Raw genomic sequence first — 25,639 nt, 5'->3', positions numbered from 1 at the left:
CCGTTGGGCTAAGGGTGGGTCACAAGGCAAATCGGTCGGCGACGTATCCTGCTCCTGTTAGAGAAAAGCTACAGCCGTGACGGCCTTATTGCTTTCGTACTGCAAAGCGCGCCTGCCTCCACGGCACTATAGCTGCCGGGTGCGGTGGGCCAAGCGTTGAGCACAGCTCCCGCGACAATGAGGCTGCCGCCCAACCAGCCCGCCGGGCTAAGGATTTCGCCCAGCAGCAACCAACCGGCCAGCGCGGCCATTACGGGCTCCAGGGCGTAAATAAACTCCACGGCCACCGGGTTGGAATACTTCTGAAACACCAATCCGATGGCCGAGGGCACCAGCGAAGCCCCAATGCCCACCGCCCCAATCAGCCAGGCGTCGGTGGGGCGCCAGCTGCTTTCGGCCGGCCACTCCCCAAACGCCGTTGCCGCTACGCCTAGCACGGCGGTGGCCGCCAGCAGTTCTACCCCGAGCACCGCCCACAGAGCCTTGCCAGCCGTGTGGCTCAAGCGGTCAGCTTGAAAGATGTAGGCCAGGTAAGACAACGCCCCGCCAAAGGCCAGCACGTCGCCCCAGCCGTGACCTTCCGCCCGACCTGCGGCTAGCAGCGTAAGGGCGCCGGCCAGGGCCAGCGTTCCAGCTACCCAAGTGCCGACCGTTACCCTACGGCCGAGCAGCGCCGTGACTCCGGCCGCCAAAATGCCACCGGTGGCCGGAAAAAAACCGGTGTTGGTGGCCGTGGTATAGCGCAGGGCCACCGTTACGAAAACGGTGTTCAGGCTGAACATCACGCCCAGTGCCACTGCCTGGCCGACCAGGGAGCGATTAAGATGGTGCCCGTAGCGTAGCACCAGCAGGCCAGCCACCGGCGCGGTAGCAGCTAGCTCCAGAAACCCAAAGACAAATGGATCGATGCGCTCTACTACGCTCTTGGTGACAGCAAAATACAGCCCCCAAAGCACCGTGTTCAGCACGAAAAAGAATAGGGCAACAAAGCGCATGGCAGAAGAAACAGAGGTGTACTCGATGATGACTGGCAAGGGAAAATCTGCGCCAAGCACCAGGCATAAGCTGCCCGGAAACAGTGATGCTTAGGACCACTCGCTCAGCACTTGACAGCCTCAGCCAGATACTATTTTCACAAGTCCGCGGCAGTCTGCCGGCGGTAGAGAAAATAGGAGCCGAGGGTGAGGGCTATGCCCAGCACAGCTGGCAGCCAAGTAGCAGGAGCATCGCCGTTGGCAATGGCGGAGTACAAGGCCCCCGTCGTGTCGAAAAACAGGCCCGCGTACGCCCATTCCTTCAGGCGTGGCCAGCCGGGCAGCAGCAGCGCGGCCACGCCCAGCAGCTTAAGCACCCCGATGTAGCGCACGAAATACTCGGGGTAGCCGAGGTGCTTGATGCCGGCCAGTGCCTCGGGGTGGTGCGTCACATCGAGCAGCGCCCCGAGGGCGATGAAGGCGATAAGCAGGCCCGTAACGATGCGGAAAGGCCAGCGGCTGGTGGCGGGAGCAGTAGCTGTAACCGTAGCGGAAGCAGTTGGAGAATGCATAAGAAAAGGTGAAAAGAGGTGAGAAGAATAGTTGCTCTGTTGCGGTAGACGCTGAATCCTCCTATACTTTACAGATCGATCAAGAATTAGGTAAAAAAATTAGCCGAGCACGCTCAGACCCAACTCAATAGCCGGTTCGAGGTCTTGGCCGGGGTGCAAACGGCGCGTCAAGTAAAGGCCGTTCCAGAGCGTGAGCAGGTGGCGGGCCAGGTGCGGCGCGGGTACTACCGCCGAAAGAGAGCCGAGCTGCTGGGCTCGGATCAAAGCTGCTTCAAACGTGGCCTCCACCTCTCGCAGCACGCGGGCCGATAAGACTTGCAGCGCCGGGTCCGTTACGGTCAGCTCGGCCAGGGCATTGCCAAAAAAGCAACCGCGCCGCACGTCGTCCGAATCGGTGCGGTGCCTGATGCTGCGGAAACCCTCCCGGATAGCAGCCACCGGATCGGGGCTGTCGAGCAGATGGGTCCGCAGTTCGGCCAAAAACTGCCGGGCGTATTCCTCCACGGCCCGCGCGTACACGCCCTGCTTGCTACCGAAGGCGTGGTAGAGGCTGCCCCGGTTGATTTGCATAACCGCCAGCAGTTCCTCCGTGGACGTAGCGCCGTAGCCTCTGCGCCAGAAAAGCTCCAGGGCTTTACCTAGCACTATTTGCTCGTCGAATTCCTTTTGCCGACCGGCCATAAGCAGGGAGTAATGAATGGCGCGAAGGTAGAGTAATGACGCTGGTCCTTACCACTCCCACGCCATCCCAAACGTGTATTGGCTGCCCGAGTACACGTTGCGCAACTTGCCGAAGCCTACGGCCCAGTCGGCGGTGGCGGAGAGGTTTTTGGTGATGGCATAGCTGCCGCCCAGGCTGGCCGTGGAATACGCCACGCCTTCACCCAGCCCGATGGTGCCGAACTGAGTGAGGTCGGGCGCCCGTACGTTGTCGAGGGTGCGCACCGAGGTTGTCAGCCAAAGCTTGTTGAAGAATTGATAGCCGAGTTGGGCGCCGTAGGTGTACTGATCGGTGAAGCCGCCAGTGCGCTTATTGTAGCCGACATTCACGGTAAAAAAGGCGGGTAGCTGGCCCAGGCTGTGCGAGAGAGCGGCGCGCCCCCACACGTTCCATTCGCCGTCGCCGGTGGGCAGGCGCAGAAAAATGTTGGGGTCTTCCTTGTCGCGGCCGAACTTGTTGGGGTCGCCGAGTGGAGCTTCCACGGCCACCCCGACGGCCAGGGGCCACTTACCCGTGAGTACGCCGTAGCGCAAGCCAACTTCCGGGTCGCCGACGCCGCGGCCGGGCGAGAGCGTAGGGAAGGTTGCGCGGCGGTACAGCGGGAAATTCAGGGTGGCCTCGAACCGGTCCGTGAGGCCGTACTCGCCGTAGAGGCTGTACACCTGCTGCCGGAATTGCGCCGTACGAATAGTACCGCCGGTGAGCGGGTGGTAACTATCGGTGCTGACGGTGGTGACGCCGGCTTTCACGTAGCCTTTTTTCTTTTTGCGCGTCCAGCCGCCGCCAGCCATTGCGGGCGCAGTGACCAGAAGCCAAGCGGCCAGGCCAAGTAGCAGCCGGGGGCGCGTACCGAGGGTAGGGGAAGAAAGCATCGGATAAATCAGAGAGGAAGGAGAAAGCTAGCCTACTGTAACTGCGCAGCCCCGAAATTGTACATGGCCGGGTCGCAGTGAATGATGACGTGACTGAAGCCCGTGCTGCTGCTAGGAATGGCCAGCATCTGAGCGCCGTCGCGGGTGATAGTGCCGATGCGTAGCACGCTGCTGGGGTTGGCGGCTCGCTGTACGCGCACTAGCGCATCGGATTGGGCGAGGTACACGCCTAGGGAGCCAGTGTGGAAATCGGTGCGGAAGTTGGCATCGAAGCGCACATATTCAGTACCCGCTGCGTCGCGCTCGATAACCACGGTACCACTGCTAGGCACCCCGCCCTGGGGCATCATGGTGCCAGTGCGCAGCGTCACGGGACCAGCCGGAACCACCGCGAAGGCAGTGGCGCTAGTCGCGGTGCCTGCCGGCGTGGTGACGGCCCAGGGGCCGCTGCCCACCGCAGTACCGGCCGGAATGGTGACTGTAATAACCGAAGCCGACACTACCGTGAAACCGGGCAGGCTACTGCCGCTGAGCGTCACGGCGGTGGCGCCCGTGAAGTTGGCGCCCGTGAGCGTAACCTGGGTGCCTACGGGGCCGCTGGCCGGCTGAAAGCTGGTGAGCGTGGGCAGGACGGAAGCAGGCGGCGCTGTTACAGTCACCGTGCCCGTTACGGCCAGGCTACTTGGGGCACTGCCGGGGCTGCTCACCTCCACATTGCCCGCCACCGTAGCCGGCGCGGTTGCTGCCGCCAGCCGTACGTATATGGCCGTTACAGCACCCGCGGCGGGTGTCAGCGTGACGGTAGCGGTGTAGGCCGCAGTGGGCGACAAAGCCAGCTCGAAGCCCGCGGGGGCCGTGGCGCTGATGCGGCCGGTGAGGGCCGTGCCACTCACGCTGAAGCTTTGCGCCACCGAAGCCGCTCCCACGCTGGCGCTGAAAGCCGGCAGACTAGCCGGAGCCACCGTCAGCGAAGGCGTAGTTGGCGCAACCACTGGATCGGGGTCAATTACTTTTTTATTGCAAGCGCCCAGGCCCAAGACCAGAGCAAGAAAGGTGAGCGGCAGCCAGTGGGTTACAGTACGCATGGGAAATGGAGATAAAGAAGGAAGTCAAAACCGTTACAGCACGCTCACCACGCCGCTAATGCTCACGGCCAGCACGGCGGTGTTGAAAGCAAAAGACAACACGCTGTGCAGCAGCACGGCCCGGCGCAGAGCCCGGCCGCTAATAGTCACGTCGGAGGTCTGGGCCGTCATGCCGATGTTGAAGGCGAAGTAGGCAAAGTCGAGGTAGTCGGGGCGAGGTGAACCGGGCGGGAAGTCCAGCCCGCCCGGCTCGGGGCCATCGTCGTAGTAGAGGTGGGCGTAGCGCAGTGTAAACACCGAATGCAGCAGCAGCCACGCCGATATCACGCCCAGCATGGCCAGGGCCACGTGCACAGTGCGGGTGAAGTCTGGCAAGGTGGGCATCATGCCCGTACTCAGCAGCAAACCCACCGCCGAGAGGCTACAGGCCACGGCCACCGGCACAAACACGAAGGCTACTGCCCGCCCCGGCGACTCAAGAGCGGCTATGGCGCGGGTGTGGCCCGCATCGGCCGTGAATACTATGCACCAAATCAGGGCCAGGGACGTGAGCGCAAAGGCATCCCAGCCCGCCACGGCCCGACCGGCTACGGCCAAATCGTTGGGTGCCAGTAAGTAACCGACTATTCCTAGTGCCAGGGCCGCCCCAAACCGCAGCCGCACCGGCCAGCTGCCGGCCCGCCGCAAAAGGCGAAACGGCAGCGAGCGGCTAGGTGCGTGGGCAACGGACGGCAGCATAGCGAGGAGCAAGGCTTAGTTGCGGGAAGAAAGGCGCTGACCTTCGAGCGGTAAGCTGGCGGCGCCCACAATGTGGTGCGAGGCTTTTTCTTGCACCAGCACCACGGCGCGCAGGTTTTGCGTTTTCCACTGAGCATCCAGATTCAGCGCAGACGAGGCCATGAAGGTGCCATTCGTGATGGTACCCAAAGGGCGCAACGTGCGGACCACGGAGGCATGGCGCAACAAGCGCCCCTCGTTCTCTCCGCGCCCCACCTGGCTCGACAAACCATCTTCGGTCACGGCCAGCAGTACTTCCGCTGACTTAGTGCCGGCCGGCAGATCGGCCACGTTTACAGTTAGCTGGCCGTTGGCGGCACGAGCCAGGCGCACGGTGGCGCGAGGCTCTTTGGCGGCTTTCAGGATGGTTTCGTTGAGCTGCTGGCGGCGGCTGCCCACAAACTCGTAGCGGCCATTTACCACGGCCTGGGGCGTATAAGAGCCTTCACCAAAACCGGCGGCGTAAGTCCGTTGGCGCTCGGTAAAAGCTGCCGAAGAGAACGGGTCTTTCCAGCCCAAACGATTCCAGTAATCCACGTGCTGGCCGAGGGCAATAACCTCCACGCCCGGCAGCGACTGAGTGGATTGTAGCTCGCGCAGAGCGGCGTCGGCGGAGGGGCAACTCGAGCAACCCTCGGAGGTGAAGAGTTCGACTACTACCGGCACAGTAGTGGCGGCCGGGCTAGGCACGATGCCCATGCTGGCCATGCGGGAGCTAATGAGCAAGGCTGCGGAAGCTACGGTAAGGAAAGGCGTGAGGGCGAGGATGATACGTTTCATGGCGAGTGTGTCAGTCAGTGAATGGAAACAGGAGCGTTTCGAGTGGTTAGACGGTGGGAGACGGGCAACCTTACAGCCCAAGTGAAAAATAATGACGTGGCGAAAAGCTTAGGCTTCTTATGCGAGCGTGGTTTCCAGGCTGACGCCCGGCGCCAGAAGTTGCGCTACAGGACAGTTGGCTGCTATTTCAAGCAGGTACTGCCGTTGGTCGCCGTTCAAGTTGCCGAGCAGCTCCAGCCGTAACTCAATACGCTCAAGCAAGCCCCCCGCAGGCGCATCGGACGTGGCTAACACGTGGTGGCTAGCTTGCACGCGCACAAGGTGCAACGGCCAAGCGTGGCGGTTGGCACAGAGGCGTAATGTCATAGCGGCGCAGGTGGTGAGAGCCGCCAGGAGCAGATCATATGGTGCCGGTCCGTGGTTTTGGCCGCCATCCTGCACGGTGGTGTCGGCCCAGAACTCGTGGTGGCCCACTTGCAAGTAGGTTAGGTAGCCGGCGCCGGCTAAGCGGGCCACCACTACAGTGCCCTGGCAAAGTGAGCCGGCCGTAGTGGTGGCGTGAGATGGGGAGAGGAGCATGACAGTTCGAAAAGCAGTGAGTGGAAAGCCGCGCGCCAGCTTAGATTAGGCGTACTCGGTTAACTCAACTGTTCGGTAGACGCCTGTGGGTTCCGGCCCTTACGCCACCAGTGCTTTTTATTACGGTGGGGCTTTAGCTGGGCTGACGAAGACCAGCAAGTCGAATAGAGAGCAAGTCAAATAGAGAGCAGAAAGAACTTGACCCTTGTATGTAAGGGGCGGGACCCACGGGCGTCTACCATCCCGACGACGAAAGCCGCGGTCTAAGGCCGGGCTCGTCGCATTCACTTCACTTTAACTTTTGTACTATGCGCCGCTTCTTTCTGGTGTTGGGTGGTTCTTTTCTAGCTCTGGCGGTTTGGTCGCAGACGCAGCTGACGTCCGTATTTGCTGACCGACCGACTCGCGCTACAACCGCCGCTGCTTCCACCTATCCCCAACCCAAAGCCGTTACGGGCAAGCCCGACGAGTTTCCCGTCCGCAAAACCGACGCCGAGTGGCGCCGGCAGCTCACGCCCGCACAGTACTACATTCTGCGCCAACAGGGCACCGAGCGGCCCTACGCCAACAAGTACTACAACAACCACGAAAAGGGCTCCTACTACTGCGCCGCCGACCACAACCTGCTCTACCGCAGCACGGAGAAGTTCGAATCGGGCACGGGCTGGCCTAGCTTCTGGGCCCCGGCCACCGAGCAGAGCGTGAAAGTGAAGTCGGACCGCAGCTTCGGCATGAGCCGCGACGAAATTGTGTGCGCCAAGTGCGGCGGCCACCTCGGCCACGTGTTCGACGACGGCCCCAAGCCCACCGGCCAGCGCTATTGCATGGACTCCGACGCCATGCTTTTCGAAAAGAACTAAGCTGCAGAAGTGGCCTAGCAAGTTGATAGCGGACTTCTAGCCCACCTGCGCCACCAACAAGTACCCCCGTATTTACGGCCACTGTATAAGGCTGCGAATACGGGGGTACTTGTTGGTGGGCTACAGAACCGTACGCGGTTCACCAAACCAGCACATCAACCTATTGCTTGGTTGACAGGGCGCTGCTTCGAGCAACCAACACGCCCTGTCAGCAAGTGAATACAAACCAGCAGAGGTGATTTCTTAGTTGTTGGTCGTCTAGGACAAGTGCGCGAATCTCATCCGGCAGTTGGTCTCGCTGCCATTGGCATTCCTGCCGTCCTACGGTAGCCTGCTCGTTTTCTTTAACAGACGCGCGTACCGCTCGGATGGCGTAGGCCGCGGCACCCAACTCATGCGCTGCAACGTGCGCCACCGCCACGGCTTGTCCGGCGGCCAAGGCGGCAAACTTGGCTGCCTCCGGCATTCCTTTTGCCGCTGCATTGGCCGTAAACGCCGCTTGGTGCGCCTGTTTCATGGGTATTTCTCCGTTCACCCAGGCGCGGGTCAATTCTATGGCTTGTCGGGGGCGTGTATCAGTAGGATTGGCTTGCTCAAACAGGGGCAAGACGTGTTCGGCACACTGCGCAGCCCACAAGGCCAGCGCCTGATGCGCTGAATCGGTCAGGGTTCCACCCCGTCGGATAGTGATAAATCGTGGGTCTCTTTCCTTTGGTAATATCATGGGCTAAGTAAGGGGTTGGCGAATGAGGGCAGGTATAAAGAAAACGCGCCAGGAAGGTGTAGGCAAAGTTTCTACGCTCCAGTCCGCGGTTTAAGTAGGTAGTTGGTAACTGGGATGCTACAATATTGTGCTACCATGCTTTGCTAGTTGTCCAATACCCCAGTACTTGTCACCTGCCACTTAATCGACAGCTGCCAACGTCCTCCTAACTTCTTGCGCGGCAAAATATCTGGATTCTCCGAGCCAATCTACTAGCCGCCTCAACCGACTGCTACAATTCTCTGCCGGGCTTTACAATACTTTGCAAGCAACGGCCGCTGCCCACGCAAAAAGCCGCCCCGAATGTCGGAGTGGCTTTTTGCGTGTTTTGAGCGTAACGCGCTTTAGTTTAGCAGCAACCGCTCGAACAACATGCTGCGTAGCTCGCGCAAAGTGCGCCGGAATCCTACCTGTTCAGCCGTAGGCCGCAGCGATACGTGTACAAAGCTCACCTCGCCTAGTTCCGCATACGAGGAGGAACTGCGCCGGACGACTGGGCCGAGGTAGCGCGGTGCGGCGGGCGTGTGTTCCATCAGCGCGTCGGTCAGCAGCACGTATTCGTGCGAGGTAATATCGTTTTTGAGCAGGCGGTGCAGCACTACCACGGCCTCGCCGAAGGGCTTGCGCTGCTGGCGCACCGTGGTGAAACCCAGCGGCCCGGCGTGCGCCACCACCTTGAGCGTGAGCTTGCGCACCGATTGGCAGGCCCCGCAAGAACAGGGGCAAGTGGCCACGAAATCTTCGATCCAGTTGTGGAAGGCCGCGAACATGCGGCGGGCCTGGGCCAGCACCTGCTCGGGAGAAGGCAACAGACCTTCCTTGTAGAACAGCACCGCGTCGCCTTCTATTTCAGCCACCGTGAGGCTTAGCTCGTCGGCGTTGATGAGGGTTTCGAGCAAACCCGAAATAATGTGCTGGCTATGCTCCAGCTCCGTTTCGTGGACGAAGGTGGTGAAGCCACTGATATCGGGCATGAAAAGGAGGGCGGCGGCGGTGGTCATGGCGGTGTGTCGATTAGAAGTAAAGGCCGCGGCAACCCGCTGGCAGAGAGGTAGACGCCAGTAGAGCGCCAGCCTTACACTCGCATGGTGAATAGCTAATCAATTGACGTTCAAGGCCGGGCGCGGGCGCAACGCGCAGGCACGACTGCATAGAGGTTGTGGATAAAAAAATTTCTGCTTGGCTGTAAGGTTTCAAATAAGGCAGCGTCTACCGAACCAGTCCGGGAGTTCCGGGCCACTTTACACTCGCCATGAAAACGCCCGCCTTCCTTCTTGTGTGCTTGTTGCTGAACCTACTCACCAGCTCAGTAGTAGTTGCCCAGGGTACGGACCTTGGGCCGGCCACAGGAGAAACTCCAGTTGCTGCGAAGCCTGGCGTGTGCTGCCTAGCGCCCCGTCTCGACGACCCGGCCTGGATGTATCAGGAGCCAATGCAGGCTTCCGCTCGGCGCCTGCCCGAGTTGGCCATCCGGCGGGGCCGCCACGTGCGGTTTGGACCTTCTTACCGGTCTTTGGCCGAGGGGGTGTATAACGATGCTTCGCGAACAACGCCGGTGCGGGGCAGTGCCTTTGCTTTGCCTGGTTTTGGCGCCAGCTACGGCCTGACGTCGCACCTGCGGGCTACTTCCAACTGGACCCACGGCGTAGGACCGTACACGTTTGCCCCGGGCAGCCAGTTCAGCGTCGGCGTCGCCCTCAAATACTGAGGCAGTTCACCGGCCCAGTTATCCTTCATGGGTGGTGGCGCCGGTTCTAATTGGTACCATACTTTCTAACTGCTTACGGCCATGAAGAAAATTGTTGAAAAGCACCCGCTGGCCATTCGCTGGTTTCACTGGGTAAACTTCCCGGTGCTGGCCCTCATGATTTGGAGCGGCGTCCTCATCTACTGGGCCAACGACGTCTACCGCATCGGCTGGGGCGACACAACGGTGCTGCGGTTCTTTCCGCAATCCTTCTACGATGCCTTCCACGTCGACCACAAGCTGGCCCAGGGCATGAGCTGGCACTTTGTGCTGATGTGGGTGTTTGCCCTCAACGGGCTGCTGTACGTGGGCTATACCTTGGTCTCGGGCGAGTGGCGCGAGTTGGTGCCCAACCGCCATAGCTTCGCCAGCGCCTGGCAAACCGTGCTGCACGACCTAGGCATTCGCAAAGAGCCACTGCCGCCGCACAAGTTCAACGGGGCGCAGCAAATTGCTTACACCTCGGTGGTGCTGATGGGAGCGGGGTCGCTGCTGACCGGCATTGCCATCTACAAGCCCACGCAGTTTGGCTGGCTCACCACGGCGCTGGGCGGCTACGAGTGGGCTCGTATCGAGCATTTCGCGCTTACCATCGGCTACGTGCTGTTTTTCCTCGTGCACATTGCGCAAGTCGTTAAAGCGGGCTGGAACAACTTCCGCGCGATGGTAGCTGGCTTCGAAATCGTGGACGAGCCAGCGGAAGCGCCGGCTGTTCCCGTGCGCGGCGCCGCGCTGCCCTCGGCAGCCTCCGCTTCTCCTACTCCTCAGCCCTAATCCTTCTGGCCACCGTTTTTATGGCACACCCCGACACTCCTCACTCGTCTGGTCCTGGCACTGGTGCTTCGGAACCCACACCCGTTGTTTCTGCTTCGGATGAAGCGGTGGACCGCCAAGCCACGCGCCGCACGCGCCGGTCTTTCCTGATTGGCGGTGCCGCGGCGCTGGCCGGCATTGTGGGCTGGAACTGGCTGCTCGATGCGCCGCCGGTCGATGGCCTTTCTGGTCCGCTCCGTAAGGTGCTCGACGTCAATGGCGACCTGGCCACGGCTTATTTTCGCAACACCCGCTTGGCCCCGGAATTTCCCAAAAGCAGCGTCAAACCTATTCGGGCCAACGGTAAGGCCGGGCTGCACAGTGAATTGGACCCGGCCGCCTGGCGCTTGCAGGTGCAAGGCTTCGGGCCCGCCGGGGCTGCACCCCGGGCCCAAGAATTCACGCTAAGCGAGGTGCAGGCCCTGCCCCGCGTGGAAATGACCACCGAGTTTAAGTGCATCGAAGGCTGGAGCACCATCGTGACCTGGGCCGGTACCCGCCTGTCCGATTTTCTGGCCAAGTACCCACTGGCTACCCGATCCGGCCGCCCCGCCGACCCCAACGACCCGCCCGAAGACCTAGCTCCGTACGTGAGCCTGGTCACGCCCGACAAGGAATATTACGTGGGCCTCGACATTGAAAGCGCCCTGCACCCGCAAACGCTGCTGTGCTACGAAATGAATGGCGAGCCCCTGACCGAGGAGCACGGCGCGCCGTTGCGTCTTATCACCCCGCTCAAGTACGGCGTCAAGCAAATCAAGCGCATCGGCACCATCGCCTTCCTCGACCAGCGCCCCGCCGACTACTGGGCCGCCCGCGGCTACGACTGGCACGCCGGGCACTAAACTATCTTCAGTAGAGCGTAGCACTAAGTAGGCTGGTCGGGCCGCGCTACCGTCGTGCGCACGCGGGCCGGTTTGTCGTCGGGCATTTTCAAATCACCCAGCTAGCCAGTCAGCCCTGCCCAATTTGCTGTGTTGCGTGCCGGAACTGGAACGGAGTTGGCCTTATAAAATCTGCATTGGCACGGCAGAAGCTCAAGCTGCCACGTTCTGATTGCTTGTTAGTTTCCCTCTTAAATCTACTTTCCGAAAAGCCGCTCTCGATAGGGAGCGGCTTTTTTAATGCCCTATACAGTGGTGTGGGGCAGCTATTTGCTTAATTGACCGTTTTGTTAATTATTATCTGTAAGGAAGCTGTGAAGGAGGCGTCTGCCTAGGTGAAAACTCCTTGTTTCTCCCTACGGCTATGAACACCCTTACCTCTGTTGCCTCCGCCCCATTTGCTTTTCGCCTCACTACGCTCCGCTTATCTGACGGCCCGGCGGCGAGATACCAGGAAGTTCTGAACTGCCCACTGCCCGCCGCCCGCCTGACTCAACCTGGCCCTACCGCCACGGTGGCGTCCGTGCGGGGGCACCGGTTTCGGCAAACGGCCAGTATCCTCGTCATTGCCGGGTTTCTACTCCTGACGTGGCTCCGCGCTGAATCACTGGTGCGCATGATGCCCCAGCTCGTGGATCTGGGCTTGGGTGTGCTGGCCGGTATTGTCGGCAATACGCTGGGCTACTGGCTGGGTCTGCTTGGGGTAGCGCCCACGCCGGCCTGCACGGCTTCTCAAACCCTGAAGCTGCTCCAGATTGTGGGCGTCCCCCTGACTTATGTGCTGCTGGGCGGCCACATGCTGCTGATGCCCGTGGCGGGTGCATGTGTGGCCCTGGCGTTGGTGCTCATCACGCGCCGCCTGGGCTGGTCGTGTGGCCGCCACCGCTAAACCCGCTTGCCACCGTTTTTGCCACCGGCCCCAACGGCTGGTAATCAGTCCCACTCTATCTCATGGTAACATTTTCCCTTGAGCTGCACCCGCACCTGTGGGTAGACCGCTACGCCGACGAGTTGTACCGTTTCGCTTTGAGCCGGGTGAGTGATGAAGAATGCGCCGAAGAACTGGTGCAAGACACTTTCCTCAGCGCGCTGAACGCAGTGGCCGGCTTTCGCGGGCAGGCCTCGGAACGTAGTTGGCTCTTCGTCATTCTCAAGCGAAAACTCATTGACCACTACCGGCGCCAAGCGCGCCATCCTACCATGTCCCTCAACCATCTCACCTCCGACGGCGCCACGGAAGCCGATTTCTTCGATCCCGAAGATGGCCACTGGCGCGAAACCCAGCACCCAACGAGCTGGGACACCGCCGATGCGCCCTTGGAGCAGCAGGAGTTGAGACAGGTGTTGCAAACCTGCCAGCAGCGGCTGCCAGCCCAGCACGCAGCAGTGTTTGCCCTGCGCTTCATTGAGGAACTCACGGCCGAAGAAATCTGCCAGGAACTCAGCCTCACCCCAGCCAACTACTGGGTCATTGTGCATCGGGCCAAACTGCAATTGCGCCGCTGCCTCGAAAAACACGGCCTAGGCCGCGGAACCTAGGACCAGTGGGCTTCACTTCTCACGCGCTCTTAGCCCGGCCCGCACATTTCATCCCACCCCTTTGCTCTCTCACTCATGCTTAAACTTATTTCTTGTCAACAGGCCACGCAGCTCATCGAGCAGCGCAACGAACAGGCCCTGGGAACCTTGGACCAAACTGCCGTCTGGCTGCATTTGCGCTACTGCCCTCACTGCCGCAGCTACGAGCAACAATCCTTGTTCATCAACCAATTGGCCCGCATAACGGCCCTGCGCAACACGAGCACCGGCTTGTCGGACGCTGCCCGCCAACGGCTGCAACAGCGCCTAACCGATGCGGCCTTTGGCCTTAGTGAATCCGAATAAATTTTCCTGATGCTGTAAGGAATACCTTCTTCCTGCGTCTGCCCCGATGTAACCAACATTCACTCTCTCATTTCAACCCCATGAAAAAGTCAACCACCACCGCCTTGTTCGCCGCCGCTCTTATTGTCGGTTCCTTCCTGGCCACCCCTTTCACTTCGAGCGCCTTGGCCCAAGGCAAACCAAAGCCCCAGACCTCCAAGATGGCTGACAGTAAAATGGCCGATGGTAAAATGAGCGACGGCAAGATGTCGGATGGAAAAATGTCCGACGGCAAAATGAGCGATGGTAAGATGTCCGACGGCAAAATGAGCGACGGCAAGATGGCTGCTGATAAAATGAGCGGTGATAAAATGGCTGGTGACAAGATGAGCGACGGCAAAATGGCGGACAGCAAAATGGCACCCGCTAAACCTGCTAAGCCTGCTGCGAAAGGCAAGGCTACAGCAGATAAGATGAGCCATGACAAGATGTAGTCTTCCGTGGAGAGCCGTCTGAGTGGGAAGCCCTACTCAAGATGGCTCTCTGCGAGACAGGTGAACGGACGAGCGGCTTAGGCCGCTTGTTCTGTTTTATAGATCAATGAACATAGCCAATCCGTAGCTTCAATTTTATATTTGAAAGTTGATTATTATTCTGTAAATCAATTTATTATGAATGTAGTTGGTCATGAAATATATTTTTTAATAAGCTGTAAGGGGTACTAATGGTCACCGTCTACCGGGGAAATAAATCATCAAACCTTACCGTCATGAATTCTTCTTTGTTGGTGGCTGAACCCACTACCCAAGCGCCGATTGCCTTCGGCGCCGAGCCCTCACAGAACGGCGTTTCTACTCGTTCCACCTTCCTCGAACGCGCCGGTACGCTGGTGTTGCGCTACAGCCTGGTTCTGATTGTGCTCTGGTTTGGAGCCTTCAAGTTTACGCCCACTGAGGCTGCCGCCATCAAGCCGCTGTTCACGCACAGTCCTCTCTTTGCCTGGCTCTACGACGTCCTGAGCGTGCAGGCCGTGTCCAATCTAGTAGGCAGCGCCGAAATCATTATCGCGCTGTTTATCGCCGCGCGGCCACTGGCCCCGCGTCTGTCGTTCGTCGGCAGTCTGGGCGCTGTCCTAATGTTCGCCGTCACCGTCTCGTTCCTCGCCACCACGCCCGACTCGTTCACCGTTGTCGATGGCCTGTGGGTGCCCGGTGGGGTGGGGGGCTTCCTCATCAAAGACCTCACGCTGCTTGGCGCGGCCCTCTACACCGCCGCTGAAGCCCGCCGCGCTTATCAAACGGCCCAGTAGTCACTTGCTCTCAACATCTCTCATCTTTTCCCGAATCCCCATGCGATATCGCCCTTTGCTGCTCCTCGTAGCAGCCCTGGCCGGTGGCGGCGCCCTAGCCGTTGCCAGTCCCGATGCTCCCGCCCGGCCCACGCGCTCCACGGCCGGGGCCCCGCCCAAAGATCTGAAAGGCCTAGCCGTAGCCACCTTCGCCGGGGGCTGTTTCTGGAGCTTCGAAGAGACTTTTGAAGAATTGCGCGGCGTGCGCGCCGCGGTATCTGGCTACGCCGGCGGCCGCGAAGCAAATCCTACGTACGAACAAGTAGCCGGCGAGCAAACCGGCCACGCAGAGTCGGTGCAGGTGTATTACGACCCGCAGCAGATCAGTTATCAGCAACTGCTGCAAGTGTTCCTACTCGGCGCCCACGACCCCACCACGCTCAACCGCCAAGGCCCCGATGCCGGCCCGCAATACCGCTCCGTAGCCTTTTACCGCACGCCGCAGGAAAAGCAGCTCATCGAAGCCGCCATCAAGCAGGTAAATGCTTCCGGCCACTACAGCCAGCCAGTAGTAACGCAAGTGGCGCCATACAACCGTTTCTGGCCGGCTGAAGGCTACCACCAAGGCTATTACCGTCTCCACCTCGACGATAATCCCTACCTCGTGCACGTGTCGGAGCCCAAGGTGGTCAAGTTCCGGCATGCTTTTCCAAAGTTGCTCAAGCCAGCAGAAGCGCTGTAACAACTGTGCCGCTAGTAGCGCGGGCCACGTCCGCGCTACTGCTCGCAGCGGCTCTCAGATTTCTCTTTCTTTTTACAGTTCCCAATGAACATTCCCCTCCGTTTGGCCGCCTTCGCGCTGCTCTTGACGCCTTCCCTCTCTCACGCTCAGTCCAAACCAGCCGTTTTAGCAGCCTCGGCGCTCCAAGTTGGCCAGCAAGCTCCGGCCTTCAAGGCCAAAGATGCGCAGGGCCGTGACGTGGAATTGGCTAGTCTGCTGAAAAAAGGCCCCGTAGTGCTGTATTTCTATCGGGGGCAATGGTGTCCGTTCTGCAACAAGCAACTGAGCCAACTGCAAGATTCGCTGCAACTACTCACCCGCAAAGGGGCGCAAATAGTGGTGGTGTCGCCCGAAACGCAGGAAAACATCGACAAGACGGTAGCCAAAACGCAGGCTTCGTTCACCATCGTCCACGACCAGGATTTCGCCATCATGAAAGCCTACAAAACGGCCTTCACCGTCGACGACGCCATCGCGCAAAAATACCAAAGCTTTGGTCTGGATCTGAAGCAGGCCAACGGTGCCGATCAGAATATGCTGCCCGTGCCCGCCACCTACGTCATCGGCCGCGACGGGCGCATCACCTACGCCTATTTCAACCCGGACTTCCGCAAGCGGGCGGCGGTAAAACATGTGGCGCAGGCGCTGTAAAAGCACTTGTTCCTGCTGAAAACCAACAACTTGAAAAGCTTAACGGCAGCAGAGAATAAGATTAAATTAGCCACACTGCATCAAGCGTCAACAGCTGTTGCCCTCGCCAAATGATAGAAGTAGGCACGCCTACAAGGGTGGCCTTGGTTAAAAGTTTGGCCCAGCAGTCGCGTTTAGTAGTAACGGGCAGCTAATGCCCGCCGAGCCAAGCAGCTACGCCTGTTGTTTGTAGGCTACCCAGCCCCGAAATGTAAAGCCGGCGTAGAACAGGCTAACATCGGCAAAGCCCGCTTCTCGCAGCAACGCTTCGTCCTGCTCCGGGGAAAGAACCGGCAACCGAGCACCAATGGCAACTCGTGCGCCATCGGCTTTCGCCCGCTCGACGCCGGATGCCGTAGCGAAGTCGGCATAGCGCAGCAGCCACTTTTCGCGCTCCGCTTTCCCTTGGGGGAAGCTATGATGCGCCACCACAAACGGAGCACCGGGTTTGAGCCGCTGATAGACTTCCCGCAAGGTCCAGCGTCGTTCTTCCAGGGACAGAAAATGCAACGTTAGCAGGCAGGTAGCGGCGTCGAATGGGCCGGCTGGCGCGCTGTCAATGTATCCTTCGTGCAGGTGTACGCGGGCCACAAGCGGCCCCAGCGTGTCTGTGGCAAGCCGTAGCATTTCGGTGGCCGGGTCCACACCATCGAATTGCCAGCCCGGTTGCCCTTCGGCAAAAACCTTCAGTTCCAATCCGCCGCCCGCGCCCAGCACCAGTACGCGCCCGTCGGCCGGGGTATGCTCGGCAAGCAGCAGCAATGTCATGCGTTGCAAGTCAGCAAAGCCTGGCACGAGCCGAGGCGGCCCTTCGGCGTAGCGGGCCACGGCTAAGGGGTCAGAAAATAGCGACATTTTGCTTTTAGTGAACAGGGGCAACTCCAGGCGTAGGGAAGAGTAACCGCAAAATAAGATTTCGCAAGCAAGTCACCCTGTCTAAGATGAATTGCCAGTATTCGATAGTTGACAAGTGCGATTTTTCAACCAAACTTTCAACTAAAGCCAAGGGTGCTTGGAGTTACAGCGCCAAGCCGTGGTACTGTTAGCCGCCTAACTCAATTGTCTGCTTGGTCATCCAACAAGGCCACTTTACCGCTCCACCACCACTTTGCGGCAGTTTGAATCGCTCACGTCTGGCTGGGCGCGCACGTGCTGCGCGTAGTAGCTGCCCAAGTCGTAGAGTTGGTCGAGCACCGGTTCTAGCCGCTGTCCGAACACTGAAAGCCGGTACTCCACCCGCGGCGGCATTTCCGGAAAAATCTCCTTCTCCACCAGTCCATCCAGTTCCAGCTCTTTGAGCTGTTGCGTGAGGACTTGCCGCGTCACTCCGTCAATCAGCCGCTCTAGCTCGCTGGGCCGGTGCTCGCCATTGAGCAAGTGATACATGATGAGAATTTTCCATTTACCGTCTAGCCGGGTAAGTAGGTAGCGGGTAGGGCAGGTTTCGTTGGTGGCGCCCACCAAGTCGTATTTCAATGATTTCATGGGAGATGCAACATCTTTTTTGCCGAAAGCCGCAACCGCAACGGGCGGTAAGTGCCTACGGATCAGTAGTGACGTAAAGTTAAGTCATAGGCACTTGATTCTGCGGTATTGTGGTTGGTTTTCAGCGGGTTTAGTATTGAAACGCTTTCACTAACAGACCTCATATATGCTCCCCACCTTTGCCAGTAAATCAGCTTTAATCATTGGAGGCAGCAGCGGCATCGGTAAAGCCGTAGCCAAGCAGCTGGCCCAGGCTGGTGCCCGCGTGAGCATCGTCGGCAACAACCCGGAAAAGCTTGCCGCTACCGCGCACGAACTGGAGGCCGATGGCCCCGTCACGACCCGCCAACTCAATTTGCAGGACCGGGAGGCCGTCCGGCGCTTCGCCGCCGAATTGGCTGCTGAGCCCGCTCTCGACCTGCTGGTGAATGCGGCCGGCGTGTTTGCCCCCAAGCCCTTCTGGGAGCACACCGAAGCGGACTATGACACCTATCTGGAGCTGAACCGGGCCACCTTCCTGCTGACGCAGGCCGTGGTACGCCCCATGATGCAAGCTCGCCGCGGAGCCATTGTGCAGGTTGGATCGATGTGGGCCAAGCAGGCCGTGTTGGCCACGCCCTCGTCGGCCTATTCCATGGCCAAGGCCGGGTTGCACGCCCTCACGCAGCACTTGGCGATGGAGCTCGGGCCGTACAATATCCGTGTCAACGCGGTGGCGCCGGCCGTGGTAGAAACGCCCATCTACGAAGCCTTCATTGCGCCAGCTGAGGTACATGCGGCCCTGCAAGGCTTCAATGGCTTTCATCCCATCGGCCGGGTAGGCCAGCCTACCGATGTGGCCCAAACCATCTGCTTCCTGCTCTCGGAGCAAGCGGCTTGGGTAACGGGTGCGGTGTGGGACGTAGATGGCGGCGTAATGGCCGGCCGAAATTAGTAGCATACCCAACCCAAGGTTGATTTCAACTCCGATTCATTCATGACCACTGCTTCGCCGACCGTGGCCGCGCACGTGCGCGCCCTGCTCGACCGCCACGTCAAGCCTTCGAACGAGGAATTTGACCAATTGCTCAAGCGTTTGCAAGAGCACCGATTTGCCCCCAAAACCAGTCTGTTCCGCCCCGGCGAAGTTTGTGACCAGCTCTACATCGTGCTCGACGGTTTCGGCCGGCAGTTCGTGGCCAAAGCCGGGCAAGAACACACCACCGGCTTTTCCGGCCCCGGCGACTTGCTCACCGACCTCACCAGCTTCCTAACCCAACAGCCCGGCCAACTGCACCTGGCGGCCATCACGCCCGTACACGCCCTGAGCCTGAGCTACGACGATTTGCAGGCTTTGTACAACGCCAGCCCAGTCTGGGAGCAGTGTGGAAGAAAGCTAGCTGAGCGCCACGCCCTAAGCCTTATCCAACGAGCGTTAGCGTTGCAGCTACAGTCGGCGCCGGAGCGCTATGCTGCGCTGCTGCAAGCCCGGCCAGCTCTTTTCAACGCCGTGCCCCTCAATCAAATAGCATCTTACTTGGGAGTGGCGCAGGAAACGCTAAGTCGGCTCCGGCGGCAGCCAAGCAACCCCAGTGGGACTGACGTATAGCAGCCCGAGCAGCAAGGTCTCAATGGCCCGTTGGGGTAGCTGTAAGCAGCAACAGCCGTGAAGCCGATACCAACAGCACGAGCCAACGCAAACTCAAGGTAGTAGTTGGTAGGGCGTTTCAGACCTTAGTGCTCTAGGTGTTGCCACCCATTTTTTCCTGCAGTCGTTGGTGCAGGCGAGCCTTAAACTCATCCGAAAGTTGGACGCCCGTCAGCTTGGCAGGAGTAACGGCTAGTTTATTGATGAGGCGCGTTTGCTGATCGTAGCGCCGGCAAAGCGGGCAGAGGCGTAAGTGCACACGTAGGCTCAAGAGTGTGCCCCAGCTCAGGGGCTGGTCGGCTCGTATTTCGAGTAAGCGGGTGGCCTGTTGGCAATTAAGCATCTAGTGAAGTGCCGGAGAAATGGTGGTTACAGCCCCAAACCAATGCTTTTCCAAGCAACGGCGCAAATGTAACTTGGCCCGGTGTATAATCACCCAGTAGTTAGCCAACGTCAGGCTAAGTTCCTGGCACACTTCTTCGGCCGAAAGTTCTTCCACGAAGCGTAGCGTGAATACCGCGCCGTGCTGGGCGGTAAGGCGTTGCTGGCAGCCTAGCAACACTTGGCTCAGTTCCGCTTGCTCCTGCGCGTCGTCGGCCCGCACGTTCCAGGCCTGCGGATACTGCGCTTCCCGCCAGTGGCCATCGTTAGGACGGAAGAAGGTGGCTTCGTTGCTTTCGGCATCGGGCGAGGCCTCCAACGGCACCAGCGGAGAACGAGCCTGACGGCGGTAATGGTCGATGATTTTGCGCTTGAGGATCACAAAAAGCCAACTCCGCTCCGAGGCCTGTCCGCGGAAGCTAGCCAAACCATCGAGGGCACTTAATAGCGTCTCTTGCACCAGTTCTTCGGCGCAATCTTCATCGCTCACCCGGCCTAAGGCAAAGCGGTACAGTTCGTCGCCGTAGCGGTCTACCCATTGCGCCGGTTCGGGTAGTTGCACTTCTGAGGACATAGCAATGGCTTTAGGAAGTGAAAGCAACAGGTAATATGCCCTGGCCTCAGACTTAAAGCAACAGGATTGATTGCCTAAATCAAAACTTATGGCATTTTTTTGATGTAAGTCAACACTAACTTCCAGGTATGTATGAGGGCATTCTAAAGTCAATGCACAAAAGCAAAGCGTCTAGACTGCCCGCGCCAAGTGCATCTCAATGGGAGTGGCCGGCTATCAGGCGTCGAGATATTAGTTGCGTTACTGCGTAGAGTGGCCGGGCGGCCAACCAGATCAGGGGTCGAAGAAAGTGCGCTGGCTCCTTGGCCCATCTCGCCTAAAACCTACTCGCCCGGAAATAAAAAATGCCTCCCTGGAAGAAGAAGGCATGTTCTGTGTAGCGGGGACGAGAGTTGAACTCGTGACCTCAGGGTTATGAATCCTGTGCTCTAACCAACTGAGCTACCCCGCCGGGTTTGGTGCTGCAAAGGTAAGAACAAGATTTGTAGTAGCGCAAGCCTATCCACAAAAAAAACCCGTGTATATTGGCCGCCAACCGGCATTCCTTGTTGCGGCCGGAGAGTACATTTCTTAGTCTGTTTTGCTTATGCCCCTTTCTGCCACTCGTCTCAAACACCGGTTTACGGTCGAATACCCCATCAACGCCTCTCCCAAGATTCTGTACCCGTATCTGGCCTCTGCTTCCGGCCTCTCGCAGTGGTTTTGCCAGGATGTGCGCATCGATGAGGACCACCGTTTCAACTTCATCTGGGACAATCAGCCGCATTTTGCCGAGATGAACTCGCACCGCACCAACCGCTCGGTGCGCTACGTTTTCCTCGACCAGAACAAGCGGCCCACGCCGGACGCCAACTACCTCGACTTCACGCTCGATGAGTCGCAGCTAACGCAGGAGGTGTATTTGCGAGTCCTGGATTATTCGGAGGAAACTGACGAGGAAGAGCTGCAAGAAATGTGGGATAGCCTTATTCTTAAGCTGCGCGAACTGGTAGGCGGCTAAAAACGTTTTCCGATTCAGGAACGGAGCGGACGCGAAACGAACAGTACCTTCGTTTCTCGTTCGCTCTTTTTTGTGGCCGGCCCCGTGGTGGGGCTAGGGGAGTTGCGCAAGCATGAAAAAACTCGATAAACTGATTTTAAAGGCTTTTGCCGGCCCGTTCCTCCTCACGTTTGCGGTGGTGCAGTTTATTCTGCTCACGCAGTACATGCTTAAGTACCTCGACGACCTAGTAGGCAAAGACCTCGGCGCCGACATCATTGGGCAGTTGCTGTTTTTCTTCTCCGTCCTGATGGTGCCCGTGTCGATGCCGCTGGCCGTGCTGCTCTCCTCGCTCATGACGTTTGGCACGCTCGGCGAGCACCACGAACTAACGGCCATCAAAACGTCCGGTATCTCGCTCACACGCATCCTGCGGCCTGTTTTTCTGACAACCATCTTGTTGATGGTTTTTGCCTTCTGGTTCAATAATACCATTGTGCCCCAAGCCAACCTCCGGGCTTACAGCTTGCTCTGGGACCTGCGCCAGCAGAAGCTGGCCCTCGACATTCGGGAGGGGGTTTTCTACAGCGGCATTCCGGGCTATACCATCAAGGTGAACCAGAAGCTCGGCGAAGACGGCGAGATTCTGATGGGCATCATGATCTACGACCACACGCAGGGTTCCGGCAGCATGCGCGTCATCCTGGCCGACTCCGGGCGCATGTTCACGCGCTTTGGCGGGCAGTATCTGGGGCTGGAGTTGTTTCGGGGGCAGAGCTACGTGGAGCAGCCCGATGCGCGTAGCCGCTCCGGGGCCACCTTCATCCGGCAGGCCTTCAAGCGCAACATGATTACGTTCTCGCTGGCTTCTTTCGACCTCAACCGGACCAAAGAAGAGCTATTCTCGGAGAATAAGATGATGAAGAATATTCCCCAGCTCGAAGCCTTCATCGACTCGCTTCAAAACCGCCTGCGCACCGAGCGGGGCCAAGTGACCCGGCAAGTAGCGCCCTATTACACCTACCTGCGCTTCGACACCACCGGCCAGGCCCAGAACCGCCGCGTTGAGCAGGTGAAAGTGCCCGACTCGCGGCTGCCCGTCGTGAACGTAACCATGCTCGAACAAGCCACCAACCGGGCCCGTAACTTGCGCGCTTTTGCGGGCAGCACCGGCGAGCGGCTGGCCAACCTAAATAAAGAGCAGGGCAACTACCGCATCGAGATATACCGCAAATACGTGCAGTCGGCGGCTATTCTGCTCATGTTCCTGATTGGGGCTCCGCTCGGCGCCATCATCAAGAAAGGCGGCCTGGGCGTCCCTATTCTGGTGTCCATTCTGTTCTTCATCGTCTACTACATCTTGTCCATCATGGGCGAGAAGTACGGCCGCGAAGGCGTGATGCCCGTGAGCTTTGGCATGTGGATGTCGACGCTGGCGCTGCTACCCTTCGGCCTATTCTTCCTCTACCAAGCCCGCAACGACTCTGGCCTGCTCGACTGGGACCTGGGCCGCTGGCTGCCCGCCAAGCTGCGCTGGCCCTTCCGCGGCTACAAGAAAGCCGTTTAGCTTGGTGCTTGGTGCTTGGTGCTTAGTTATTTTGTTGACTGCACTTTAGCGTGCCGTACTACTAGCAGCTTATTGCATCTTGATCAAGGTTCAGCTTTGCTTTGTTGCCTATACTTTGGCGTGGCAACAACCAACTAAGCACTAAGCACGAACAACTAAGCACCAAAAACACCAACCGAGCACTATTTCCCTTACCTTTGCGGCCACCCCGAGGTGCGGGGTGACTTTTTTCTTACTTTTTTAAATCTAGGACGGGGAAACCTATCTGCCGATGAAACTCACTACCGAAGCAAAACAGGCCATTTTCGAGAAAAACAGCCTGCAAAAAGTGGCCACCGACACCGGTTCGGCCGAAGCTCAAATCGCGCTGTTCACGCACCGCATCAATCACCTGACCGAGCACCTGAAGGTGAACAAAAAAGACTTCTCCACCCGTCTGGGTCTGCTGAAGCTCGTTGGTAAGCGTCGTCGCATGCTGGACTACCTCCAGCACCGCGAAATCAACCGCTACCGCGCCATCATCAAGGAACTGGGCATTCGTAAGTAAGCCCACGGTCCGGAGCAGGGAGCCTTTCCAGTCGAGAGGTTCCCTGCTCTTTTTTTATTCGGGGCCGGCTGCGTGATTTCGGCCGGTTTCGTTGTTTACTTAGAACTCCTAGAGTAAAAGGGAGCCGCGGCTGGCTCCGTTTTTTTGGCTGCTCGCCCGCTGTCGCTTTTCCAAGCAAACTCAAGATGCCCAATTACACCGCGGTTACCAAACACATCACGCTGCCCGATGGACGGCAGATTTCCATCGAAACCGGCAAGCTGGCCAAGTTCTCCGACGGCGCCGTTGTCGTGCGCCTCGGCGACGCCATGCTGCTTGCCACCGTCGTCTCACAGCCTAGCTCGCGTGGCGACGTCGATTTTCTGCCATTGTCGGTAGATTATCAGGAGAAATTCGGTGGTGCCGGCAAGATTCCGGGCTCGTTCCAGCGCCGCGAAGGCCGCCTGTCCGACTACGAAGTGCTGGTATCGCGCCTCGTCGACCGTATTCTGCGCCCTATGTTCCCTAAGGATTATCACTACGAGGTGCAGGTGATGATTTCGCTGATTTCGGCCGATAAGGACGTGCAGCCTGATGCGCTGGCCGCCCTGGCCGCCTCGGCTGCCCTGTCAGTTTCCGATATTCCGTTTGCTGGTCCTATCTCGGAAGTGCGCGTCGCCCGCATCGACGGCAAGCTGCAAATCAACCCCAAAACCGCCGACATTCAGCGCGCCGACATCGACCTCATCGTGGGTGCCACGGCCGACTCGGTGGCTATGGTGGAAGGCGAGATGAATGAAGTGAGCGAAGAGGAGATGGTGGAAGCCATTGCCTACGCCCACGAAGCCATCAAGGAGCAAGTGCGCGTGCAGCAGGAATTGGCTGCTGAAATCGAGAAGTCGCACGTGAAGCGTGAGTATCCCAAGTACGAGGAAAACGACGAACTGAAGCAGCGCATCACGGAAGCTGTTTACCAAGCTGCTTACGATGTTGCCAAGTCAGGCAACACGAGCAAATCGGGCCGCAAAGAAGGCTTTGCTGCCATTAAGAAGCCCTTGCTGGAGCAACTACTGGCAGAAAACCCGGAGCTGGACCAGAAAATGTTCGGCCGCTACTACGGCTCGGCTGAGAAGAAAGCCATCCGCGACATGATGATCAAGGAGCGCACCCGCCTCGATGGTCGTCAGCTCACGGAAATCCGCCCTATCTGGTCAGAAGTAAATTACTTGCCGGGTGCCCACGGCTCGTCCTTGTTCACGCGCGGCGAAACCCAGTCGCTGACCACGGTAGCTCTCGGCACCAAACTCGATGAGCAGATCATCGATTCGGCTATGCAGTCGGGCTACAGCAAGTTCATGCTCCACTATAACTTCCCCGCCTTCTCGACCGGCGAAGTGAAACCCAACCGCGGCCCCGGCCGCCGCGAGGTCGGCCACGGCAACTTGGCTATGCGCTCCTTGAAAAAGGTGCTGCCCTCGGAAGATGAAAACCCCTACACCATCCGCATCGTGTCGGACATTCTGGAGTCGAACGGCTCTAGCTCTATGGCTACGGTGTGCGCTGCCTCGCTGGCGCTGATGGATGCCGGTATCAAAGTGCGCGCCGCCGTATCGGGCATCGCCATGGGCCTCGTGCAAGACAAAGAAACCGGCGACTACGCCGTGCTCAGCGACATCCTCGGCGACGAAGACCACCTCGGCGATATGGACTTTAAAGTAACGGGCACGGAGAAGGGCATCGTGGCTTGCCAGATGGACATCAAAATCCAGGGCCTGAGCAGCGAAATCCTGACCAAAGCGTTGCACCAAGCCCGCGAAGGCCGGCTGCACATCCTCGGCGAAATGGCTAAAACCATTGCCGCCCCGGCGGCCGAGCTGAAGCCGCATACGCCCCGTTCGCACAAAATGCTCATCGATAAAGAGTTTATCGGCGCCGTAATCGGGCCGGGTGGCAAGGTGATTCAGCAGATCCAGAAAGACACCAACGCCACGGTTATCATCGAGGAGAAGGACGAGAAAGGCCACGTGAGCATCTTCGCTTCCAACCAGGAAGACATGCAAGCTGCCATCGACCGGATTCGGGCTATTGCAGCCGTGCCAGAAATAGGCGAAACCTACAAAGGCAAAGTACGCAGCATTCAGCCCTATGGTGCTTTCGTGGAAATCATGCCGGGCAAAGATGGTCTGTTGCACATTTCCGAGGTAGCGCACGAGCGTCTCGCTTCGCTCGAAGGCGTACTGGAAGTAGGGCAGGAGATAGACGTGAAGCTGCTCGATATCGACAAGAAAACCGGCAAGTACCGCCTCTCCCGCAAGGTGCTGCTGCCGAAGCCAGAGCGCGCCGCCGATTCCAACGGCGCAGCATAAAGAGTCCCTGCCGAACTTTCGCGGGTACCGGGGTGTTGCACACAATCAAGCCCGGTACCCGCGTTTGGGTATCTTCCGTACATCG

At 59.0% G+C, this 25,639-nt stretch carries 31 protein-coding genes and 1 tRNA gene; 17 read left to right on the top strand and 15 right to left on the bottom strand.

Going from position 1 to position 25,639, the window contains the following annotated elements; translation table 11 throughout:
* Positions 1-68: 68 nt before the first annotated feature.
* From ACYSMN_RS05005 to ACYSMN_RS04970, 8 genes are all read right to left on the bottom strand, one after another.
* Entirely contained in the window at positions 69-995 is a 927-nt protein-coding gene (locus tag ACYSMN_RS05005) for a DMT family transporter (protein ID WP_488922746.1), read from the bottom strand.
* Between the two features lie 137 nt (positions 996-1,132).
* Positions 1,133-1,546: a DoxX family protein gene (locus ACYSMN_RS05000; protein ID WP_488922745.1), complete on the bottom strand. Its 414-nt coding sequence runs from the start codon at positions 1,544-1,546 to the stop codon at positions 1,133-1,135.
* Between the two features lie 99 nt (positions 1,547-1,645).
* The gene (locus tag ACYSMN_RS04995; protein WP_488922744.1) at positions 1,646-2,227 is read right to left on the bottom strand and encodes a TetR/AcrR family transcriptional regulator; all 582 of its coding nucleotides are present in this window, start codon (positions 2,225-2,227) and stop codon (positions 1,646-1,648) included.
* Between the two features lie 48 nt (positions 2,228-2,275).
* The gene (locus tag ACYSMN_RS04990; RefSeq protein WP_488922743.1) at positions 2,276-3,139 is read right to left on the bottom strand and encodes a hypothetical protein; all 864 of its coding nucleotides are present in this window, start codon (positions 3,137-3,139) and stop codon (positions 2,276-2,278) included.
* 32 nt (positions 3,140-3,171) lie between these two features.
* Positions 3,172-4,224, bottom strand: coding sequence for an IPT/TIG domain-containing protein (locus ACYSMN_RS04985; RefSeq protein WP_488922742.1), 1,053 nt, complete (start codon positions 4,222-4,224; stop codon positions 3,172-3,174).
* A gap of 33 nt (positions 4,225-4,257) precedes the next feature.
* Positions 4,258-4,962, bottom strand: coding sequence for a DUF1345 domain-containing protein (locus tag ACYSMN_RS04980; RefSeq protein ID WP_488922741.1), 705 nt, complete (start codon positions 4,960-4,962; stop codon positions 4,258-4,260).
* A 15-nt stretch (positions 4,963-4,977) separates the two neighbouring features.
* Entirely contained in the window at positions 4,978-5,781 is an 804-nt protein-coding gene (locus tag ACYSMN_RS04975) for a DUF1223 domain-containing protein (protein ID WP_488922740.1), read from the bottom strand.
* A 117-nt stretch (positions 5,782-5,898) separates the two neighbouring features.
* Positions 5,899-6,360 carry an OsmC family protein gene (locus ACYSMN_RS04970; RefSeq protein ID WP_488922739.1) on the bottom strand — a complete coding sequence of 154 codons (462 nt, stop codon included), beginning with the start codon at positions 6,358-6,360 and terminating at the stop codon, positions 5,899-5,901.
* Between the two features lie 308 nt (positions 6,361-6,668).
* Here ACYSMN_RS04970 and msrB point away from each other — a divergent pair, with 308 nt between their 5' ends.
* Complete coding sequence (msrB, locus tag ACYSMN_RS04965; protein WP_488922738.1) at positions 6,669-7,220, top strand: peptide-methionine (R)-S-oxide reductase MsrB; 552 nt, start codon at positions 6,669-6,671, stop codon at positions 7,218-7,220.
* A gap of 208 nt (positions 7,221-7,428) precedes the next feature.
* Here msrB and ACYSMN_RS04960 read toward each other — a convergent pair whose 3' ends face one another.
* Together ACYSMN_RS04960 and ACYSMN_RS04955 are read right to left on the bottom strand one after the other, a co-directional pair.
* Positions 7,429-7,944 carry a putative immunity protein gene (locus ACYSMN_RS04960; protein ID WP_488922737.1) on the bottom strand — a complete coding sequence of 172 codons (516 nt, stop codon included), beginning with the start codon at positions 7,942-7,944 and terminating at the stop codon, positions 7,429-7,431.
* A 383-nt stretch (positions 7,945-8,327) separates the two neighbouring features.
* Positions 8,328-8,984: a DUF2652 domain-containing protein gene (locus ACYSMN_RS04955; RefSeq protein ID WP_488922736.1), complete on the bottom strand. Its 657-nt coding sequence runs from the start codon at positions 8,982-8,984 to the stop codon at positions 8,328-8,330.
* A 251-nt stretch (positions 8,985-9,235) separates the two neighbouring features.
* On the opposite strand from ACYSMN_RS04955, the gene ACYSMN_RS04950 reads away from it, so the two are divergent.
* From ACYSMN_RS04950 to ACYSMN_RS04905, 10 genes are all read left to right on the top strand, one after another.
* The gene (locus ACYSMN_RS04950) at positions 9,236-9,691 is read left to right on the top strand and encodes a hypothetical protein (protein ID WP_488922735.1); all 456 of its coding nucleotides are present in this window, start codon (positions 9,236-9,238) and stop codon (positions 9,689-9,691) included.
* Between the two features lie 81 nt (positions 9,692-9,772).
* Positions 9,773-10,504, top strand: a complete 732-nt coding sequence (locus tag ACYSMN_RS04945) for a cytochrome b/b6 domain-containing protein (protein ID WP_488922734.1) — start codon at positions 9,773-9,775, stop codon at positions 10,502-10,504.
* Between the two features lie 20 nt (positions 10,505-10,524).
* A complete protein-coding gene (locus ACYSMN_RS04940; protein WP_488922733.1) occupies positions 10,525-11,388 on the top strand; it encodes a molybdopterin-dependent oxidoreductase in 864 nt (287 codons plus the stop codon).
* 403 nt (positions 11,389-11,791) lie between these two features.
* The gene (locus ACYSMN_RS04935; RefSeq protein ID WP_488922732.1) at positions 11,792-12,316 is read left to right on the top strand and encodes a hypothetical protein; all 525 of its coding nucleotides are present in this window, start codon (positions 11,792-11,794) and stop codon (positions 12,314-12,316) included.
* 62 nt (positions 12,317-12,378) lie between these two features.
* Positions 12,379-12,966 (top strand): sigma-70 family RNA polymerase sigma factor, encoded by a 588-nt coding sequence (locus ACYSMN_RS04930; protein WP_488922731.1) that lies wholly within the window; start codon positions 12,379-12,381, stop codon positions 12,964-12,966.
* Between the two features lie 75 nt (positions 12,967-13,041).
* Positions 13,042-13,311 carry an anti-sigma factor family protein gene (locus ACYSMN_RS04925; RefSeq protein WP_488922730.1) on the top strand — a complete coding sequence of 90 codons (270 nt, stop codon included), beginning with the start codon at positions 13,042-13,044 and terminating at the stop codon, positions 13,309-13,311.
* Positions 13,312-13,391: 80 nt separating this feature from the next.
* On the top strand, positions 13,392-13,784 hold the full coding sequence (locus ACYSMN_RS04920) for a hypothetical protein (RefSeq protein WP_488922729.1): 393 nt from the start codon (positions 13,392-13,394) through the stop codon (positions 13,782-13,784).
* Between the two features lie 275 nt (positions 13,785-14,059).
* Positions 14,060-14,599, top strand: coding sequence for a YkgB family protein (locus ACYSMN_RS04915; protein ID WP_488922728.1), 540 nt, complete (start codon positions 14,060-14,062; stop codon positions 14,597-14,599).
* A 40-nt stretch (positions 14,600-14,639) separates the two neighbouring features.
* Positions 14,640-15,320 (top strand): peptide-methionine (S)-S-oxide reductase MsrA, encoded by a 681-nt coding sequence (gene msrA / locus ACYSMN_RS04910; RefSeq protein WP_488922727.1) that lies wholly within the window; start codon positions 14,640-14,642, stop codon positions 15,318-15,320.
* Positions 15,321-15,404: 84 nt separating this feature from the next.
* Positions 15,405-16,010: a peroxiredoxin-like family protein gene (locus ACYSMN_RS04905; RefSeq protein WP_488922726.1), complete on the top strand. Its 606-nt coding sequence runs from the start codon at positions 15,405-15,407 to the stop codon at positions 16,008-16,010.
* A gap of 213 nt (positions 16,011-16,223) precedes the next feature.
* Here ACYSMN_RS04905 and ACYSMN_RS04900 read toward each other — a convergent pair whose 3' ends face one another.
* Together ACYSMN_RS04900 and ACYSMN_RS04895 are read right to left on the bottom strand one after the other, a co-directional pair.
* Positions 16,224-16,904 carry a class I SAM-dependent methyltransferase gene (locus ACYSMN_RS04900; RefSeq protein ID WP_488922725.1) on the bottom strand — a complete coding sequence of 227 codons (681 nt, stop codon included), beginning with the start codon at positions 16,902-16,904 and terminating at the stop codon, positions 16,224-16,226.
* Positions 16,905-17,138: 234 nt separating this feature from the next.
* Positions 17,139-17,534, bottom strand: coding sequence for a winged helix-turn-helix transcriptional regulator (locus ACYSMN_RS04895; RefSeq protein ID WP_488922724.1), 396 nt, complete (start codon positions 17,532-17,534; stop codon positions 17,139-17,141).
* 166 nt (positions 17,535-17,700) lie between these two features.
* Between ACYSMN_RS04895 and ACYSMN_RS04890 the strand changes: the two genes are divergently transcribed.
* The gene (locus ACYSMN_RS04890) at positions 17,701-18,468 is read left to right on the top strand and encodes an SDR family NAD(P)-dependent oxidoreductase (RefSeq protein ID WP_488922723.1); all 768 of its coding nucleotides are present in this window, start codon (positions 17,701-17,703) and stop codon (positions 18,466-18,468) included.
* Positions 18,469-18,510: 42 nt separating this feature from the next.
* Positions 18,511-19,122 carry a Crp/Fnr family transcriptional regulator gene (locus ACYSMN_RS04885; RefSeq protein WP_488922722.1) on the top strand — a complete coding sequence of 204 codons (612 nt, stop codon included), beginning with the start codon at positions 18,511-18,513 and terminating at the stop codon, positions 19,120-19,122.
* Between the two features lie 133 nt (positions 19,123-19,255).
* On the opposite strand, the gene ACYSMN_RS04880 is transcribed toward ACYSMN_RS04885, so the two are convergent.
* The 3 genes from ACYSMN_RS04880 to ACYSMN_RS04870 form a co-directional block, all read right to left on the bottom strand.
* On the bottom strand, positions 19,256-19,504 hold the full coding sequence (locus ACYSMN_RS04880) for a zf-HC2 domain-containing protein (protein ID WP_488922721.1): 249 nt from the start codon (positions 19,502-19,504) through the stop codon (positions 19,256-19,258).
* Entirely contained in the window at positions 19,505-20,116 is a 612-nt protein-coding gene (locus ACYSMN_RS04875) for a sigma-70 family RNA polymerase sigma factor (protein WP_488922720.1), read from the bottom strand.
* A 377-nt stretch (positions 20,117-20,493) separates the two neighbouring features.
* A tRNA-Met gene (locus ACYSMN_RS04870) sits at positions 20,494-20,567 on the bottom strand.
* Between the two features lie 135 nt (positions 20,568-20,702).
* Here ACYSMN_RS04870 and ACYSMN_RS04865 point away from each other — a divergent pair.
* The 4 genes from ACYSMN_RS04865 (at position 20,703) to pnp (ending at position 25,554) form a co-directional block, all read left to right on the top strand.
* Positions 20,703-21,116 carry an START-like domain-containing protein gene (locus tag ACYSMN_RS04865; protein ID WP_488922719.1) on the top strand — a complete coding sequence of 138 codons (414 nt, stop codon included), beginning with the start codon at positions 20,703-20,705 and terminating at the stop codon, positions 21,114-21,116.
* A gap of 112 nt (positions 21,117-21,228) precedes the next feature.
* Positions 21,229-22,662 (top strand): LptF/LptG family permease, encoded by a 1,434-nt coding sequence (locus tag ACYSMN_RS04860; protein WP_488922718.1) that lies wholly within the window; start codon positions 21,229-21,231, stop codon positions 22,660-22,662.
* A 271-nt stretch (positions 22,663-22,933) separates the two neighbouring features.
* Positions 22,934-23,209, top strand: a complete 276-nt coding sequence (gene rpsO, locus ACYSMN_RS04855; RefSeq protein ID WP_303311492.1) for a 30S ribosomal protein S15 — start codon at positions 22,934-22,936, stop codon at positions 23,207-23,209.
* Between the two features lie 185 nt (positions 23,210-23,394).
* Complete coding sequence (gene pnp, locus ACYSMN_RS04850; protein WP_488922717.1) at positions 23,395-25,554, top strand: polyribonucleotide nucleotidyltransferase; 2,160 nt, start codon at positions 23,395-23,397, stop codon at positions 25,552-25,554.
* The last annotated feature ends 85 nt before the right edge of the window (positions 25,555-25,639 follow it).

The sequence above is a fragment of the Hymenobacter sp. M1-2 genome (genome assembly GCF_057808495.1).
Note: the sequence above shows the minus strand (reverse complement) of the source record. Positions and strands in the feature narration are given on the sequence as shown.

What these genes read in the sequence shown, in the direction of transcription:
- msrA (WP_488922727.1), top strand. Translation starts at nt 14,640, where the DNA reads ATGCGATATCGCCCTTTGCTGCTCCTCGTAGCAGCCCTGGCCGGTGGC.
- ACYSMN_RS04990 (WP_488922743.1), bottom strand. Translation starts at nt 3,139, where the DNA reads ATGCTTTCTTCCCCTACCCTCGGTACGCGCCCCCGGCTGCTACTTGGC.
- ACYSMN_RS04900 (WP_488922725.1), bottom strand. Translation starts at nt 16,904, where the DNA reads ATGTCGCTATTTTCTGACCCCTTAGCCGTGGCCCGCTACGCCGAAGGG.
- ACYSMN_RS04985 (WP_488922742.1), bottom strand. Translation starts at nt 4,224, where the DNA reads ATGCGTACTGTAACCCACTGGCTGCCGCTCACCTTTCTTGCTCTGGTC.
- ACYSMN_RS04865 (WP_488922719.1), top strand. Translation starts at nt 20,703, where the DNA reads ATGCCCCTTTCTGCCACTCGTCTCAAACACCGGTTTACGGTCGAATAC.
- ACYSMN_RS04975 (WP_488922740.1), bottom strand. Translation starts at nt 5,781, where the DNA reads ATGAAACGTATCATCCTCGCCCTCACGCCTTTCCTTACCGTAGCTTCC.
- ACYSMN_RS04885 (WP_488922722.1), top strand. Translation starts at nt 18,511, where the DNA reads ATGACCACTGCTTCGCCGACCGTGGCCGCGCACGTGCGCGCCCTGCTC.
- ACYSMN_RS04905 (WP_488922726.1), top strand. Translation starts at nt 15,405, where the DNA reads ATGAACATTCCCCTCCGTTTGGCCGCCTTCGCGCTGCTCTTGACGCCT.
- ACYSMN_RS04930 (WP_488922731.1), top strand. Translation starts at nt 12,379, where the DNA reads ATGGTAACATTTTCCCTTGAGCTGCACCCGCACCTGTGGGTAGACCGC.
- ACYSMN_RS04995 (WP_488922744.1), bottom strand. Translation starts at nt 2,227, where the DNA reads ATGGCCGGTCGGCAAAAGGAATTCGACGAGCAAATAGTGCTAGGTAAA.
- ACYSMN_RS04970 (WP_488922739.1), bottom strand. Translation starts at nt 6,360, where the DNA reads ATGCTCCTCTCCCCATCTCACGCCACCACTACGGCCGGCTCACTTTGC.
- ACYSMN_RS04875 (WP_488922720.1), bottom strand. Translation starts at nt 20,116, where the DNA reads ATGTCCTCAGAAGTGCAACTACCCGAACCGGCGCAATGGGTAGACCGC.
- msrB (WP_488922738.1), top strand. Translation starts at nt 6,669, where the DNA reads ATGCGCCGCTTCTTTCTGGTGTTGGGTGGTTCTTTTCTAGCTCTGGCG.
- ACYSMN_RS04860 (WP_488922718.1), top strand. Translation starts at nt 21,229, where the DNA reads ATGAAAAAACTCGATAAACTGATTTTAAAGGCTTTTGCCGGCCCGTTC.
- ACYSMN_RS04925 (WP_488922730.1), top strand. Translation starts at nt 13,042, where the DNA reads ATGCTTAAACTTATTTCTTGTCAACAGGCCACGCAGCTCATCGAGCAG.
- ACYSMN_RS04955 (WP_488922736.1), bottom strand. Translation starts at nt 8,984, where the DNA reads ATGACCACCGCCGCCGCCCTCCTTTTCATGCCCGATATCAGTGGCTTC.
- pnp (WP_488922717.1), top strand. Translation starts at nt 23,395, where the DNA reads ATGCCCAATTACACCGCGGTTACCAAACACATCACGCTGCCCGATGGA.
- ACYSMN_RS05000 (WP_488922745.1), bottom strand. Translation starts at nt 1,546, where the DNA reads ATGCATTCTCCAACTGCTTCCGCTACGGTTACAGCTACTGCTCCCGCC.
- ACYSMN_RS04895 (WP_488922724.1), bottom strand. Translation starts at nt 17,534, where the DNA reads ATGAAATCATTGAAATACGACTTGGTGGGCGCCACCAACGAAACCTGC.
- ACYSMN_RS05005 (WP_488922746.1), bottom strand. Translation starts at nt 995, where the DNA reads ATGCGCTTTGTTGCCCTATTCTTTTTCGTGCTGAACACGGTGCTTTGG.
- ACYSMN_RS04935 (WP_488922732.1), top strand. Translation starts at nt 11,792, where the DNA reads ATGAACACCCTTACCTCTGTTGCCTCCGCCCCATTTGCTTTTCGCCTC.
- ACYSMN_RS04915 (WP_488922728.1), top strand. Translation starts at nt 14,060, where the DNA reads ATGAATTCTTCTTTGTTGGTGGCTGAACCCACTACCCAAGCGCCGATT.
- ACYSMN_RS04980 (WP_488922741.1), bottom strand. Translation starts at nt 4,962, where the DNA reads ATGCTGCCGTCCGTTGCCCACGCACCTAGCCGCTCGCTGCCGTTTCGC.
- ACYSMN_RS04945 (WP_488922734.1), top strand. Translation starts at nt 9,773, where the DNA reads ATGAAGAAAATTGTTGAAAAGCACCCGCTGGCCATTCGCTGGTTTCAC.
- ACYSMN_RS04890 (WP_488922723.1), top strand. Translation starts at nt 17,701, where the DNA reads ATGCTCCCCACCTTTGCCAGTAAATCAGCTTTAATCATTGGAGGCAGC.
- rpsO (WP_303311492.1), top strand. Translation starts at nt 22,934, where the DNA reads ATGAAACTCACTACCGAAGCAAAACAGGCCATTTTCGAGAAAAACAGC.
- ACYSMN_RS04960 (WP_488922737.1), bottom strand. Translation starts at nt 7,944, where the DNA reads ATGATATTACCAAAGGAAAGAGACCCACGATTTATCACTATCCGACGG.
- ACYSMN_RS04880 (WP_488922721.1), bottom strand. Translation starts at nt 19,504, where the DNA reads ATGCTTAATTGCCAACAGGCCACCCGCTTACTCGAAATACGAGCCGAC.
- ACYSMN_RS04940 (WP_488922733.1), top strand. Translation starts at nt 10,525, where the DNA reads ATGGCACACCCCGACACTCCTCACTCGTCTGGTCCTGGCACTGGTGCT.
- ACYSMN_RS04920 (WP_488922729.1), top strand. Translation starts at nt 13,392, where the DNA reads ATGAAAAAGTCAACCACCACCGCCTTGTTCGCCGCCGCTCTTATTGTC.
- ACYSMN_RS04950 (WP_488922735.1), top strand. Translation starts at nt 9,236, where the DNA reads ATGAAAACGCCCGCCTTCCTTCTTGTGTGCTTGTTGCTGAACCTACTC.